The sequence below is a fragment of the Flavobacterium sp. genome, assembly GCF_031381455.1.
Lineage (GTDB): Bacteria > Bacteroidota > Bacteroidia > Flavobacteriales > Flavobacteriaceae > Flavobacterium.
The window spans coordinates 53,442-69,918 of record NZ_JANMXZ010000014.1 but is presented as its reverse complement, the minus strand read 5'-3'; the positions used below and the strand labels follow the sequence as shown (position 1 = coordinate 69,918).

10 protein-coding genes and 1 tRNA gene are annotated in these 16,477 nt (G+C 35.0%); 4 read left to right on the top strand and 7 right to left on the bottom strand.

Annotation, left to right across the window (positions count from 1 at the left end):
• Positions 1-73: 73 nt before the first annotated feature.
• On the bottom strand, positions 74-1,006 hold the full coding sequence (locus RMN97_RS04735; RefSeq protein ID WP_309613377.1) for a hypothetical protein: 933 nt from the start codon (positions 1,004-1,006) through the stop codon (positions 74-76).
• A 100-nt stretch (positions 1,007-1,106) separates the two neighbouring features.
• Between RMN97_RS04735 and proS the strand changes: the two genes are divergently transcribed.
• The 3 genes from proS (at position 1,107) to rpsT (ending at position 3,137) form a co-directional block, all read left to right on the top strand.
• A complete protein-coding gene (gene proS, locus RMN97_RS04730) occupies positions 1,107-2,585 on the top strand; it encodes a proline--tRNA ligase (protein ID WP_309613376.1) in 1,479 nt (492 codons plus the stop codon).
• Between the two features lie 78 nt (positions 2,586-2,663).
• Positions 2,664-2,735: transfer RNA gene (locus RMN97_RS04725), tRNA-Glu, on the top strand.
• Positions 2,736-2,885: 150 nt separating this feature from the next.
• On the top strand, positions 2,886-3,137 hold the full coding sequence (rpsT, locus tag RMN97_RS04720) for a 30S ribosomal protein S20 (RefSeq protein ID WP_236400231.1): 252 nt from the start codon (positions 2,886-2,888) through the stop codon (positions 3,135-3,137).
• Between the two features lie 47 nt (positions 3,138-3,184).
• Here the strand turns inward: rpsT and RMN97_RS04715 are convergent, their stop codons facing one another.
• Positions 3,185-3,595: a response regulator gene (locus RMN97_RS04715; RefSeq protein WP_309613375.1), complete on the bottom strand. Its 411-nt coding sequence runs from the start codon at positions 3,593-3,595 to the stop codon at positions 3,185-3,187.
• 5 nt (positions 3,596-3,600) lie between these two features.
• On the bottom strand, positions 3,601-5,325 hold the full coding sequence (locus tag RMN97_RS04710; RefSeq protein ID WP_309613374.1) for a PAS domain-containing protein: 1,725 nt from the start codon (positions 5,323-5,325) through the stop codon (positions 3,601-3,603).
• A gap of 163 nt (positions 5,326-5,488) precedes the next feature.
• On the opposite strand from RMN97_RS04710, the gene typA reads away from it, so the two are divergent.
• Entirely contained in the window at positions 5,489-7,285 is a 1,797-nt protein-coding gene (gene typA / locus RMN97_RS04705) for a translational GTPase TypA (RefSeq protein ID WP_309613373.1), read from the top strand.
• A 182-nt stretch (positions 7,286-7,467) separates the two neighbouring features.
• Here typA and RMN97_RS04700 read toward each other — a convergent pair whose 3' ends face one another.
• The 4 genes from RMN97_RS04700 to RMN97_RS04685 all read right to left on the bottom strand — a co-directional run bounded on the left by RMN97_RS04700 (position 7,468) and on the right by RMN97_RS04685 (position 16,476).
• Positions 7,468-8,379 carry an alpha/beta hydrolase-fold protein gene (locus RMN97_RS04700; RefSeq protein WP_309613372.1) on the bottom strand — a complete coding sequence of 304 codons (912 nt, stop codon included), beginning with the start codon at positions 8,377-8,379 and terminating at the stop codon, positions 7,468-7,470.
• 7 nt (positions 8,380-8,386) lie between these two features.
• Positions 8,387-10,396, bottom strand: a complete 2,010-nt coding sequence (locus RMN97_RS04695; RefSeq protein WP_309613371.1) for a choice-of-anchor L domain-containing protein — start codon at positions 10,394-10,396, stop codon at positions 8,387-8,389.
• A gap of 29 nt (positions 10,397-10,425) precedes the next feature.
• The gene (locus tag RMN97_RS04690; protein WP_309613370.1) at positions 10,426-15,555 is read right to left on the bottom strand and encodes a T9SS type B sorting domain-containing protein; all 5,130 of its coding nucleotides are present in this window, start codon (positions 15,553-15,555) and stop codon (positions 10,426-10,428) included.
• Between the two features lie 84 nt (positions 15,556-15,639).
• Positions 15,640-16,476 carry an ABC transporter permease gene (locus RMN97_RS04685; protein ID WP_309613369.1) on the bottom strand — a complete coding sequence of 279 codons (837 nt, stop codon included), beginning with the start codon at positions 16,474-16,476 and terminating at the stop codon, positions 15,640-15,642.
• Position 16,477: the final 1 nt, after the last annotated feature.

Below are 16,477 nucleotides of genomic sequence, written 5' to 3'. Positions count from 1 at the left end.
TAATTTATTTTTAGTCAAAAAAATATCTATGCAATTTGTTCAATAACATAGATATTTATCCTTTTTAATTTTTTTATCTTCTTCCTCCACCAGATGAAGATCTTCCTCCACCACTATTTCCGCCTCCATAACTTCCTCCACCATATGAAGAGGGTGATCTAGTAGAACTTGGATTATAGGAACGCACTGGAGCAGATTCACTGCTGTTACTTCTTGTTGGTTGTGTATAAGTATTAGTTCTTGTTGGATTATAACTATTGTTTCTAACAGATTGTTCGGCTGAAGAAGCTCGAGTGTTAGTATAATTAGTATTTCTATTTCCGGATGTTGAATAAGAGTTGTTTCTGTTAGTGAAATTTGAACTTCTTGTACCATTTCTAACACCATTTCTGTTTCCATTTGAAGAATATGAATAAGCAGAACCTCTTCGTCCACCATTATAATAATAATTGTTATGATAATTATTTCCATACCAATTATTGTAATAACCTCCATAATAGCCATAATAGCTTGGGCCATACCAATTACTCCAACCTATGCTCCAACTTGGGCCATACCAACTGTTCCATCCCCAACCCCAACTAGGACCATACCAGCTATTTAATCCCCAATAACTTCCGTACCAGTAATTATTCCAATAACCATAACCCCAGTTGCTGTCATAAACATTTACGGTTACGCTTTGTGGATTATTACCCCAACTCGAATTATTTGAATTGTAGTTTTCTGTCTTGTTAAGAGTGTCATTATTTACAGTGCTGTAACTGTCAACATTTGTAAATGCTTGAGAATCTTTATTTAAATCGCTAAAGTATTCTTGATATTTATTGCTTTGAGAATTGTCTTTATTTGAAACTTCTCCTTTGTTTTGAGAGTTTCCGTACACACCATCACCATCATAGTAAGAACTATTTTGATAAGAACCACAAGAGGAAACTACAACTGCGATTAATCCAAATAGTGAATAAATGGATAATCTTTTACCGGAAAAATAATTAGTTTTCATATCTATAGCATTTTTATTGTTGGACTATACAAAAATAGTTAGTTTTGCCGAACTATTTAGTTAAAATTAGTTAAACAATTTTTATGCCAAAGTATTCAATATGAGCAAGGACTTAACAAAAAGAGCAGAAGATTATTCAAAGTGGTATAACGAGCTAGTTGTCAAGGCAGATTTGGCCGAAAACTCTGGTGTTCGAGGTTGTATGGTTATCAAACCATATGGCTATGCTATTTGGGAAAAAATGCAAGCAGAATTAGACAGAATGTTTAAAGAAACTGGACATAGTAATGCCTATTTCCCTCTTTTTGTGCCCAAAAGTATGTTTGAAGCTGAGGAGAAGAATGCAGAAGGATTTGCTAAAGAATGCGCTATCGTTACTCATTACAGATTAAAAAACGATCCTGATAAACCGGGAAAATTAATGGTTGACCCAAATGCTAAATTGGAAGAAGAGCTTATTGTTCGTCCAACTAGTGAGGCAATTATTTGGTCTACCTATAAAAATTGGGTGCAATCATACAGAGATTTACCATTGCTTATTAATCAATGGGCTAATGTGGTGCGTTGGGAAATGCGAACCCGATTATTTCTTAGAACTGCTGAGTTTTTATGGCAAGAAGGTCACACCGCACATGCCACTGAGGCAGAAGCTATTGAAGAATCTAAAAAAATGATGCATGTCTATGCAGAATTTGCCGAAAACTTTATGGCTATTCCTGTAATCAAAGGATTGAAAACCGAAACAGAACGTTTTGCCGGCGCAGAAGAAACGTATTGTATTGAAGCTTTGATGCAAGATGGAAAAGCGTTGCAAGCCGGAACCTCACATTTTCTTGGACAAAATTTTGCTAAGGCCTTTGATGTGAAATTTGCCAACGCTGAAGGAAAACAAGAGTATGTTTGGGGAACATCATGGGGAGTTTCTACTCGTTTGATGGGAGCATTGGTAATGACACATTCTGATGATAATGGTTTGGTTTTACCACCAAATTTGGCTCCAATTCAAGTCGTGATTGTTCCGATTTTTAAAACAGATGAAGAGTTTGAAGCTATTTCAGCTGTAGCCAATGAATTAGTTGCTCAATTTAAAAAGCTAAACATTTCAGTGAAGTTTGATAACAGAACTACACAGAAACCTGGATTTAAATTTGCTGAATGGGAATTAAAAGGTGTTCCGGTTCGAATTGCTGTTGGACCAAAAGATTTAGAAAATGGAACCTTTGAAATTGCGAGAAGAGATACGTTATCTAAAGAACTGAAACCAAAAGAAGGAATTGTAACCTATATTTCTGATTTATTAGAACAAATCCAAAGTGATTTATTTAATCGCGCTTTAGAATATAGAAATACCCATGTAACAGAAGTAAATTCGTTTGAGGAATTCAAAGATGTTTTGGAAAACAAGACTGGTTTTGTCTCTGCACATTGGGATGGAACTGAGGAAACGGAAGAAAAAATCAAGGATTTAACTAAGGCAACTATCCGTTGTATACCATTAAATAGAGTAGAAGAAGAAGGAAAATGTATTTTTTCCGGAGCTAAATCTACTGGTAGAGTGCTGTTTGCAAAGGCCTATTAAAAAAATATAGTTTTTTTTCATCATCACTATTGCGAAAATAAAAAATAGTTGTATTTTTGCATCCGCATTGAGAAAGATGGCCCGTTCGTCTATCGGTTAGGACGCCAGGTTTTCATCCTGGTAAGAGGGGTTCGATTCCCCTACGGGCTACAAATTAGTTGTAAATTAGTTTTATAAAACAAAAGTTCAGTGTCTCGAAATTTTGTTTTATTAGTTAAAACCAAAGTGATTATTTTTAATTGTGGGAGGTTTTTCTTTTTTAACTAGTATTTATATTAATTACAATTAAATTACAAGAAAATGGCAAATCACAAGTCAGCTTTAAAGAGAATTAGAAGTAACGAAAAGAAAAGAGTATTAAACAGATACCAACACAAAACTACTCGTAATGCTATAAAAGCATTAAGATTAGCTACAGATAAGTCAGATGCTTCTGCAAAATTATCTGCTGTTGTTTCTATGATAGACAAATTAGCTAAGAAAAATATCATTCATGATAACAAAGCAGCTAACTTGAAATCTAAGTTAACTAAACATGTTTCAAAACTATAATTGAAACCACTTTATACAATATGAAAAGTCCCGATTCGGGACTTTTTTTATGGAAATTGATTTTTTAAATTTTCTAACATTTCTTTTGTTATTGGTTTTGATAAAAAACCTATAACAGGATAAGTCTTAGATCTATTGATGTCATAAGGATCAATAGAGGAAGAAAGAACAATGAATCGGGTTGAAATAAATACTTCATGATATTCCTTACGCATGTATGTTTCCAAAAATTCCCACCCATCCATTACGGGCATGTTTAAATCTAAAAGCACCAACTTTGGATACTCAATTGAATCGTTAACTTTTCTTTCTTCAAATAACTTATCAAAGTATTGAATTGCTTCTTCACCATTCTTAGCCGTAATTATTTCTTTGGCAAATTCAACCCTCTCAACAACTTTTTTACAAAGCATGAGTGTAATTGGATCATCATCTACACAGAGTATTTTATCTAACATAAATATTACTTAATATACTTGAAAACAATTGTAAAAGTAGTTCCTTTTCCAACAGTACTGGCGACTGAAATAGTTCCACCCATACTTTCTACTTGGGATTTAACTAGATATAGTCCCAATCCTTTACTATCTGGGTAATTGTGGAATCGTTGGTAAAGCCCAAAAATCTTATCCATATTCTTTTCTAAATCTATACCTATTCCGTTGTCTTTGAATGTTATAATTAAATTATCGTCTACAACATTTGTTGCAATAGTAACTCTTAATTGTCTATTCGGGTCACGATACTTTATAGCATTCGTTAGTAAATTTAGAAAAATACTTTCTAAATACGACTTGTTTATGTCTAAAATAGTTACGTCTTCTAAATCAATTTTCAATATTGGTTTGTTGACACTGATCAAGAAACTCAATTGATTAAAAACATTTTCGAAAACATCTTTAATCAATACTTTTTCTTTTTGTATTGAAGGATTGTCTTTGATGATAATTACCTTCACTAAATCATTTATTGTTTCATTTAGCAAATGCGTCGATTTTGAAAACCCATTGATTATTTCTTTTAATTCAGGATCTTCAATAGTAATATCTTCAATAAGATTTAGCAATCCGGTTAAATTGGATAAAGGCGCTCTCAAATTATGCGAAGTGATATAGGAGAACTGTTTTAAATCCTTATTGTTTTGAGTCAATTCCCTGATAAGCTGTTCTCTTTCTTTTACCTTTTCTTTCTCTTCTGTAACATCTCTTTGAATTGAAATCCAGTGCGAATGTTCACCATCTTTATCGGTTACAGGAATCATCGAGAAATTAACCCAAAATTCTTCATTATTCTTTTTGTAACTTATAGTTTCAATAAAACATTCTTTGTATTTCTGAATTGCTGTTTTGAGTTTATCAAATTCTAAAATATCTGATTTTTTTCCAAAGAACATTTCAGGCGATTTTCCAATAACTTCCTCTGCCGGATAACCAGTCATATCAGTAAAAGCGGAATTGACGAATATAATATTTGGTATAGCACTTTTTGAAGTATCAATATCCGTAATCATAACGGCATCTTTGGTTTGTGTAATTACCGTTTCGAGGAGTCGAAGTCGTTGTTCTTCTTCCTTTTGTTTGGTAACGTCCTGAATAGCTCCAATCATTCTGATAGGTTTTCCACTGGCATCTTTAACCAAAAATCCTCTATCAAAAACATACTTATAACTACCATCTGCACATTGAAAACGGTATTCATCCTGCCATTTCTCCGTTTTTTGTTCTAGAAAAGAATACAGTTTGACCGACATTTTTAAACTGTCTTCAGGGTGAATTCTATCAAACCACCATTTTGAGGTTTTACCCACATCTTCTTTTTTGTATCCAAAAACACCTTGAATCCCTTTATTCCAAAGAAAACTATCATCTTCTATTTTCCAATCCCAAATGGTGTCGCTGGTTGCTTTGGCTACAATATCATATCGCTCGTTCGATTCTTTGATTTCAATATTGGTGAGCTGTGATTTTTCGAAAACCGATTTGTTTCTTACTTCATTCTGATACAAAATGAATTTTAGAATTAACCCAGAAAAAACTATGTAAAGTAAATCTTTGGCATAACTATATTTGAGTAGTGATTCGTTTGCCGATTCAGGAAAATAAAAGACAAATAATTTATGTCCAATTATCGCCATAAACATTAAAATAAGGACGTAAATTAATGTAATTTTGTTTGAATTATTTTTCATTACCTCAAATATATAGATTTTCAAATAAGTTTTAGAATTAAACCGAAAACTTATTAAGGATTTTATAAACCCAACTTCCACTTTTATTAAAAAGTAAACTAATTGTTTATTGGTTTTTTATCTAAAAATAAAGTGTACCTTTGCACCTTGAAAAAAAACACAGATGGAATCTATTAGAAACATTGCTATTATTGCTCACGTTGATCACGGTAAGACTACTTTGGTTGACAAAATCATGTATCATTGTCAGTTATTTCGTGAAAACGAAAACACGGGTGATTTAATTCTTGATAATAACGATTTAGAGCGAGAAAGAGGAATTACAATTACTTCTAAAAACGTTTCGGTTGTATATAAAGGAACCAAAATAAATATTATCGATACTCCTGGTCACGCCGATTTTGGTGGTGAAGTGGAACGTGTATTGAACATGGCTGACGGCGTTTGTCTTTTAGTAGATGCTTTTGAAGGGCCAATGCCACAAACGCGTTTCGTATTGCAAAAAGCAATCGACTTAGGTTTGAAGCCTTGCGTGGTTATCAATAAAGTAGATAAAGAAAATTGTACTCCTGAAGAAGTTCACGAAACAGTTTTCGATTTGATGTTTGAATTAGGTGCAGAAGAATGGCAGTTGGATTTCCCTACCGTTTATGGTTCGGCTAAAAATAACTGGATGTCAGATGACTTCAGAAATATGACTACAAACATCGAACCATTATTAGATATGGTTATTGAGCATGTTCCGGCTCCAAAAGTTTCTACAGGAACACCTCAAATGTTGATTACATCTTTAGATTTCTCTTCATTTACCGGTCGTATCGCGATTGGTCGTTTGGAAAGAGGTGAATTAAAAGAAGGGATGCCAATTTCTTTGGTAAAAAGAGATGGTAAAATCATAAAATCAAGAATTAAGGAATTACACACTTTTGAAGGTCTTGGACGTAAAAAAGTAGAAAGCGTAATTGCCGGAGATATTTGTGCTATTGTTGGAATTGAAGGTTTTGAAATTGGTGATACAGTTGCCGACTTCGAAAACCCAGAAGCTTTGCAAACCATTGCCATCGATGAGCCAACAATGAGTATGTTATTCACTATTAACGATTCTCCATTCTTTGGTAAAGAAGGAAAATTTGTGACTTCAAGACACATCAGAGATCGTTTGACTAAAGAGTTAGAGAAAAACCTGGCGATGAAAATGGGTGAAACGGATTCAGCTGATAAATTCATGGTTTTCGGACGTGGCGTTCTTCACTTATCGGTGCTGATAGAAACCATGAGAAGAGAAGGTTACGAATTGCAAATTGGACAACCACAGGTTATCATCAAAGAAATTGATGGTAAAAAATGTGAGCCAATTGAAGAGTTAACAATCGACTTACCAGACCATTTATCAGGAAGAGCAGTAGAATTTGTTTCTATTCGTAAAGGTGAAATGTTGAGCATGGAAGCTAAAGGGGAACGTATGATTGTGAAATTCAATATTCCATCACGTGGAATTATCGGATTGAGAAATCTATTGCTTACAGCTACTGCAGGAGAAGCGATTATGTCTCACCGTTATATTGGATATGAACCATTCAAAGGTGAAATTCCAGGACGTAATAACGGTTCCTTAATCTCTATGGAAAACGGAAAAGCAATTCCATATTCTATCGATAAATTACAAGATCGTGGTAAATTCTTCGTTAATCCTAATGATGAAATCTACGAAGGTCAGGTTATTGGGGAAAACTCGCGTAGCGATGATATGAGTATCAACGTTACCAAAGCGAAGAAACAATCCAACGTTCGTTCATCAGGAAATGATGAAAAAGCTAGAATTATTCCACCGATTATTTTCTCATTAGAAGAAGCGTTGGAATACATTCAAAAAGATGAATATGTTGAGGTTACGCCAAAATCTATTCGTTTGCGTAAAATCTACTTAACAGAAAACGATAGAAAACGTAATAAAATATAAATCTTTTTAAATTACAATAGTTAAAATCCCAAATTCCAATTCGTGAGTTAGGGATTTTTTTATGAGCTGTTTCCGGCTTTCCGTTCTATCTTTTTTGTTTGTCACCCTGAGCACTCCCGAAGTTTCGGGAGAAGGGCTTATCAATAAAACAAAAAAGGATGCCACTGCAATCCGGGCTAGGGCTATTCCTTCAACAAGAATTCTAGCGGAATATGAAATCGTTCATGCCATGCTTTTTCGGAATGGTCTTTTCCAGGAAAGTATTTAGTAATCCAGTTTTTAGTACAAAATCCTTTTTGCTTCATTATTTTATCTACTTCTTTTTGAAGAGTAGGATATAAGGAGTCGAGGGTTTTATCCCCATGGTCAAAGTAGATTTTATGCTTTTTTGGGTTTGGAAGATTTTGTTTCAGGTAAGTATAAAATGTTTCCGGAATTGGATTATTCTTCAATTGGTAAATTCCCGTCCAATGTGTAGATAAACAGGCAGCACCACCAAAAACATCTGGATACTCACAAATGGCGTACATCGAAATTAAGCCACCCATACTCGAACCTGCGATAAATGTATTCTTTCTATCTGTTTTGGTTGAAAACTGTCTATCGATAAAAGGCTTTAATTCGGTTACAATAAATTTGAGATAACTATCTGAAACCGGATGAAAAGTTTGGTCAATCTTCTTTTTCAACAGTAATTGATTGGAAACAAACTCTTTTTGTTCGGTTGTAAGCTTTTCGTAGGCTTTTTGAGGAAAATATTCTGGATGTCTTTTTAATCGATTGTTCCAAATGCCTACTACGATGAATTTCCTTGTTTTGTTTTCTGCAATTAATTTTCCGGCTACTTCATCCACTTCCCATACTTGTTTGTTCCAGGAAGTTTCTGCATCGTATAACATTTGCCCATCATGCATATACAAAACGGCATATTTTTCTTTATTAGAATAGCCATTAGGCAACCAAACATCAATATTTCTAGCATCAACATAGTCTGATTTGAAGTTCAGGAATCGCTCAATTCTTCCCGAAGAAACTTTTATTTCCTGCGCCGAAGAAACTATTCCGATAAGTAAAAAAAAACCAGCTATTTTCATGATTATATTATCGTTTTAAAGTAAAATGTCCTCTAGTACTTCTGCCGTCTTCTAATTGAATAGTGAACCAATAATCATCAGCGGGCAATGTCTTTTCGTTAAACTTTCCATTCCATCCCAATCCAGTTGCGCTAATTTGTTTTAATAATTTTCCAAAACGGTCATAAATATAAATAATGGCACCAGAATTATTCGATAAAGGATTGATGTCTTTTATATTCCAATAATCATTATATCCATCCCCATTTGGAGTGAAATATTGCGGAATCTGTATCAGGTAAAATTCCTGAGAAACTGTTCCGCATCCATTTTTGTCACGAACATAAGCAGTATAAACCAAACCGCTTAAATTATAGAATACAGGACTATCCTGAAAATTAATCTCATCAATTGAATATTCATAATTTCCATTACCTGACGGATTAATTTCAACCCAATTATTTTCATTAAAATCGTGTACGATAATGTTATCGATAGTCGCGATTTCTGAACCGATAACAGTAAAAGTTTTTACTTTGCTGCAGCCATCAGCATTTTCAATAGTCACAGTATAGATAGCTGGAGATGAAACCTGAATAGATTGTGTGATTTCGGTAGTACTCCAGGTATAAGATGAATACCCTGCATCAGCTGTTAATGTTTCCTGATTGTTGTTGCACATTCCGACAGTCTCATCGGCAATAGTAGCAGTAAAAACATTGATATTTATGGTAACAGGAATTGGAGTGTAGCAATTATTATTGTTAATTTTGGCATAGATTACCTGCTGAAAAGGAGTCGTTAGCTGAAAAGAATTCGCCAAAGCAGTTGTACTTGTCGGACTATTATAAAAACTCACCTGATAACTTGCCGGAAGATTCAAAAATAGTGTTGGAACTAAATCGCTCAGCGTAACAGTGGTAATTCCATCTTGTACAGCATCTGCATCACAAAAAGTATAGGTATCCTTATCAACTATAAGCTGTGGTGCAAAATCTAAATCAATATCGCTCACAGTCGTACAGGTTGGGGAATACGTTGTAGTAAGGGAATAGTTTCCGTTTTGGACACTCGTATAGGGTGGATTAAAAGGCAATGTCGCGGCATTTTGCCCCGGAATTGGATTCGTGTTGAAGTTCCATTGGTAACTCAAAGCTCCGGGTGCTGTTCCGTTTAAAGTCAAACTTTCATTTGGACAAACCGTATTATTATTTGCAAATGTTCTGTCCGGTCCCAAATCAACGCCAAAAGAAAAACTACTTCCCTTTAAGAAAATTGCCGAATCGTATCTGTAGTTTCCTTCATCAGCAATGACCAGTTTTATATGATATTGACGGCTAGGAATTACGGTTGATTTGGCTGTTAATACTTTGGTTTGTCCGTTGAAATTAGTGGGATATTCGGTTGGATTAAAAGCATCAAAATACTGTTCGTTTTGTGCGGCACAAAAACCCGGAATATCAGGATGTACACTTGTTACCTTGACAGGAATGGTTGTATTGGGAATTAAAGCCAGATTTTGATAGTTTGGGCTTCCAACTTCCTTTAACAGAAAGGCAAACCCATCAGAATAAGTGCAGGTTGCATTGTCATGATATTCTTCCGAGGCAAAAATATAATCAAAACTAATCTGGTTTCCCACTGGGATAAAATCAAATTCCAAATAGGTTGCATTTATTGAATTCGAGATGTCTAATGCCGTATTCAAATCGGTGTCGCCAGTCCAACCCATACCGTTTCCGTCATCAGAAATAAAAGTATTTGGACCTTGTGCATCGATAATTTTTCCGGTACTGAGAATTACGCCTTCTGCAAATGGAAAAGTTGAACCGTTAGCATTAAAATATCCCCAGCTATTTTCGCCTGTAGCAAAATTACCACCTGACACCGAAACATTGGAAACAGACGCACAACCCGAATTTATCAGGATATTTTCTATTAGCTGAAGCGGAGTATATGTTTCATCTGTAGAAATGTATTGAGCAGAAGCTACACCATACATCAGTAAAAGTAAGAGAAGAATTTTTTTAAAAAACATTGTGGTATTTTTCAGAGAGCAAAGTTACATTATCTTTTTAAAGTAAAATGTCCTTTAGCACTTCGTCCATCTTCAAATTCGATATTGTACCAATAATCATCACCAGGCATTGGTTGTCCGTTGAATGTTCCATCCCAACCTAAACCGGTTGTGCCAATTTGTTTCAACAATTTTCCGAAACGGTCAAATATGTAAATCGTTGAGCGATAATTGAATTGTGCACTAACACCTTTTACATTCCAATAGTCGTTATAGCCATCGCCATTTGGTGTGAAATAATGTGGAATTCCAAGCACAGCAACCGTAATTGGACCAACCGAACCACAGCCGTTTTTGTCCCGAATATAAACTTCGTGAAGTCCCATTGGTACATTTTCAAAGTAATTGCTGTCGCGATAAGGTCCGTTGACATCATCAAGAGCAAATTCATAAGCACCTAAACTTGTAGGGCTAACATTAATGGTTATTGTATTGATATCTGCCAAATCTACCACATCTATCGATTCAATAGTAGCTATTTCAGAACCGGTAACTGTGATTACTCTGGTTTTGGTGCAACCAAAAGCATTGGTAACATCAACACTATAAATCCCAGGTGTAGTTACTAATAAAGTTGGACTTGTAATACCATTCGAAACATTATTGGTATACCATTGAAACTGATAGTCAGATGTTGGTGACCCATCGAGAATTCCGGCATCAATCAAAGCTTGTGTTGCCGGCAAACAGATGATAATGTCTTCCTCTAAATCGATTTTTGGCGTTGGATAAACAATAAAAGGTATTGTTAGCTGAGCCGTACATGTTGTATTAATCGGATTTTCAACAATGACTTTTATATTTTGTGTTCCTGTTGTAAATGGATTTGGTAACGGATTTGGCAACGGATTATTGTTTTGGTCAAAATAATAGATATTTACTCCAGTTTGACTTCCAAGTAGGGTTGATTGAAATGTGGAAGTGTCAAAATCGTGCATTCCATTTTGGTCAACAGGATTACCTTCTTCATCACATATTGACGTTAGATTTGAATATATGGCAAATGCTTCTGGCAAATCATCCACGATGAATTGTAACGTTTCATCATCAAAACAAGGTTGTCCTCCGGTTTGTGTATTATTGTTTTCTACTTTAATTGTAATAGTTTCCGAACCGTTTACGTAGAATGGATTTGGTAAAGGAGTTGAAAGTTGGGTGCCGCTAGCTCTGAAATATTTCACATTTACACCAGTTTGTCCATTCAAAACAGCAGCTTGAATTGTCGAAGTATCAAAGCCATAAATCCCATCTTGATTGTCATCACAATGACGAAGAAGATTCAGAGCATTTATAGTATTTGCTGTTGGCAAAGCTTCTACAACAACATCGAATGTTTTAAATCCATAGCAAGAATTGTCTAAAGTACTTTCAACACGAACCCAAATTGTTTGTGTATTTGGGAAGCCGATGTTTCGATAAGTTGAAGTATTTGTTATTTCCAATGAATTTCCTAAAGCATCGGTTTCGGCAAGGAAATCGGCTTCGGTTTTATAATATTTTATACTGTAATTAGCACTTGGTCCAGGCAGAAACCCAAGTAAATTATTGGTAATGCTGGTGAAATTATACGGTCCGGAGATTCCGTCTCTGTCATCATTAACGGCATCTAGATAATCATCACATAAATATTGATTTGGTATGACATAGCTTGCCGGAATTTGGGTTACCGATACGAGTAAATCAATTCGGGCTACTCTAAAACAACCGTTGCTATTTTCAACTCGCGTATAAACACTTGCACTTCCAGAAGTGTACGCAATTGGATTAGCAATCAAAAAAGTATTGTTTTGCGTAGTAGCAGCTGCTAGTGTGGTATAATAAGTAAAAGTTTCAATCAGATAATTAGTCGAAATGACATCATTTTTTTGTGTCAGATTGAAAGTTGAAATACCATCAGTATCATCATCACATTGTTTTAATGTGATTGGCGTTGTAATAACGGGTAAAGGATAAGTCGTAAGTGTTGCTGCAGACGAATATAATCCACAAGCATTTCCGTTTTTGATTAAATATACACGATACTGATAACCAACCATTGATGGTGTTACATTCGAAACGGTTAATGCATTGGTTCCAGCGCCAGAGTAAGTAGCATTGTTAAAAATCAGCGACCAAGTTGCTCCGCTATCTGTTGATAATTGCCATTGATACGTGTTTACCACATTGCTAGTGATGGTAAAAGTGACACTTTGGAGCTCGCATGCAGTACTACTTTGGGGTTGTGTATTAATGATTATTGGTGCAGCAGTTATATAATCCGGATTTGGATTTCCATAGCCGATTCCGCTTGTTACTAGTCCGTTGTTGGAATTAACAGTCGGAGGCGTTGTTCCTCCCAATAACCCATCGAGATTGCTATCTAAATAACCCGCTTCGATTACGTCATTACATAAATCGTTGTCGCTGTCTAATTGTATAGCATTGTAAATCCCGTCCGCATCTGTGTCGGCAAGAACATAAATAGGTTTTAAAATTCCACTATCGGCAGCAGTTTCTAATGGATTAAATAATCCGTTCGCACCAAAATTTCCACCGTCTATTACCCCATTGCTATCAGCATCAGTGACATTAAAACCGCCTTCGTCTAAATCGTGAATTCCATCGTTGTCTGAATCTAAATCTAAATAATTCGTAACTCCATCGGTATCAGTGTCAGCGGGAACAATTCCACTACCAAAAATATCATCAATTCCGTCACCATTAACATCAATATTCGAAAGCGTTATACTGCTTTGTGCTTGAGCTTCGTATAAATCTGTAATAGAATCATTATCGCTATCATAATCGTTTTGGTCAGCAACTCCATCTAAATCTGAATCTTTTGGTATACAGGTTGCAATTAAACGTAACCCAACTCTACTCGTGGCTGAGTCTGATAGATTAATGTTGGTTATAATAATCGAATTTATCAAATTTCCTCTGACTGAAAATAGTCCAGTTCCAGCGGCTAATGAAATACTGCTATTCAATCGGAATCGGATTTCAAAAGAAGAATATTGTGTGATGCCGCTTTCAAAAATCCCATCATAATTGGTGTCAATCAATAGTTCATTAATCGGATTTAAAACAGTCAATGTTTTATTTACGGGACATGTTATTCTGATTTCTGTTGAAGAAGTAAATAAATCACTAGGATTGGCGACAGTGGTATATTCAATCGCTAAACTTATTGGCGAGGTGAAATTTGAAACGGTATAACTCACGGAATTGTCTTTCCCTAGTGCTGCTTCTGTTACAAAATTTCCAGTAGCGTCACCAACAATTGGAGTAGTAGAAGGTATTGCTGTTCCTGAAAAAGCAATTGCTCCAGTATAAGGATTACTATAAGTGCTCCCAGCCACAATTGCTCCAGCGGTTGTATTGGTCAGATTGAAATTTTGATCACCAAATGATTCATTGCAATTGGTAATTCCGTCATTGTCATTGTCAAGGTCAACATTATCATTTACACCATCATTATCACTATCATTTGGACAAGAGCTTACGGGTATGTTGTCTGAATCTTTCGGAGTGGTGCAACCAGCAATAGTTGCTGAAACATAATAATATCCTGGACCTAAACCTGTCGGAGCATTCAAAGGTTGGTACGTATTATTCGTAGCGCCAGGAATTAGACTTCCGTTAAAATACCATTGAAAGACATCAAAAGGGCTGAGTGAATTTACACTTAATACAGAGTTTGGGATACAACCCAATTGTGTTATATCAACTTCGTTAAAGGATATTTCGGGTTTGAAAGTAAAACCGGAATAATACCCTCCAAAGGTTGCAGCTTGTTCAGAACCATAAGCCGCTAAATACAATTCGCCAGTGGAATAAACAGAAACATTACCACTTAAACCAGTCATCACATAGGTTTCATAATTTGGATTTCCAGTTACGGATAATGGCCCATCTACTGTTACTCCAATTCCAGCTAAGCTTGCCAAATTATAGTTTGTACCATTGATGATAAAATTGAGTGTAGCAGCCGTAGTTGTAACTAAGGTTACTCTTCCGGTAAATTGACGAGTGCCAATAAAATCAATAAATGGAATATTGTCAATTACCCTTGGGGTTTGACAACTTAATGGTGGTACAAAAAAGAGTTCTTGATTTCTTTGATCTATAGCACCATCATCACCAACGCTTTGATAGGCAAAAATTTTATTAGTTGAACTAACAAATAAGTTTCCATTGGCTGAATAATCTGCTCCGGTTAATGCTAAATATTCACCGGCAAGTATGTTATAAACCGGTGCAGAACCGTTTAATGTTATTTGGGTGTCTTCATCAGCGACCAAAAGTATTTTTTCTACAGCGTCAATTCCAGTACTTTTTATAAAAATATAATCGTTCGTAGTCAATCGTTCTGCAGGAACTATTTGATCAAAACCCAAATCAAGATTCCCTACGGCATTGCTACCTCCAAACGAACCGCAGTTTACCGCAATTGGCTTGTCTGCTAATACTAAAGAACCAATTAACCCATTCCTATTGGCTGGAGTTGGTCCTTGAACTGCCATGACATAACTTTCACCTCTATTTAAAACGATGCTATAAGGGTTGCTTCCTGTTCCGCTATTAACTAATTCCACTCCAGTTCTAATTCCACTAAAATTGACAGTTGTGTTATTCTCTGTTGCTAAAACAGAAACAAAAGTATAATGAATATCTATATAATTTGTAACCAAATTATTTTCAAAAGCTCCAATTCGAAAGCGAAGTCCTAGTGAAGCCAAACCTTTTGATACTAATTCTCCGGCTTGATTACCGGTTACGTCGGTAACTCTGGCCGAGACATAGACTAAGTCATCAGCTTCAACAATATATCCTTTATTGTTTAAAATGGAACTTACCAAACTGGTATCGACACTTAATTGAGTACTACTTCCAAAACCAACACTATACACATAAGGAACATCTCTAGAAACAGATCCTGTGATTACAGTACCTCCAAGTTCAATGATCCTAAAATTGACTGGATTTACGTTTGGTGTTGAGATGTATAAAAATTGTTCATCAGGAGTTACACTTGCTGAACAGGAAAGAGCCGGAATATAATGGGTTTTACTAAATTGTGACAGACAATTCAACGAAAAAAGCAAAACAAAAAGTAAATAGAGTAACTTCATTTTCATTCGCTAAAATTAGCAAATAAATAAGAAAACATAAAGAGAACTTGGTCTATTTATGTTTTCTTTAAGAATTGATTGATGATTGAACTATAAATCTCTCTTTTTGATGATTTTATGGGATAAGAAAACAAATAAAGCTGTCCAAACCAAAACGATTAGAATGGAAGAAAAATGGACATCATAATCTTTGACATTTGTATCACCAACCGCAGTTTGAATATTTTTTATAACACTCAATCGTGTAAACGGTTCCACAATTAAATTACTCATTGATTCTAATGGAAAGAATCGAGTGATTTGTGACGCGGTATCACTTTTTGGAAAAATTTTAAACGTTAAAATTCCGTTAGCGATACCTTCTATAATATTCCAGACAAAAAGGAATCCTATTGCAAAAGCGGAACGTTTTACCAAAACTCCCAAAAACAAACAAAAAGAAAAAAATCCGACCAACTTAACAAAGTAACCTAGTAAATAGTCCATGTCAGAAAAGACAATGCCTAACTCGGTATAAGATGAAAAGCTAAAGCCTAAAATCAATGACATTACAAAAACAAAAACAGTAGAAACAAAAGCAAAAAGAACAACGGTCAGGAATTTAGAAAGTACGAATTCTTTCTTACTCATTCCGTCAATGAGGTTTTGTTTTAATGTTCCATAACTGTATTCATTAGCCATCATCGAGACGATTACAATGGCCAAAAAGAATTTAAGAATTGCAGCGATATAGGTGTTAAAATGCCAAATAAATGGGAAGTTAAAAATCCCCATTTCGGCAAAATGCAATTGAAAATTTCCAATATTTATATTAATGGAAGCTATCAATGCAATAAACGACAGTATCACAAAATAGCTTATTGTTAATACTCTGCTGGCGCGATTTTTCCAGATTTTTTGTAATTCTATGGCGAGTAATCTTTTCATA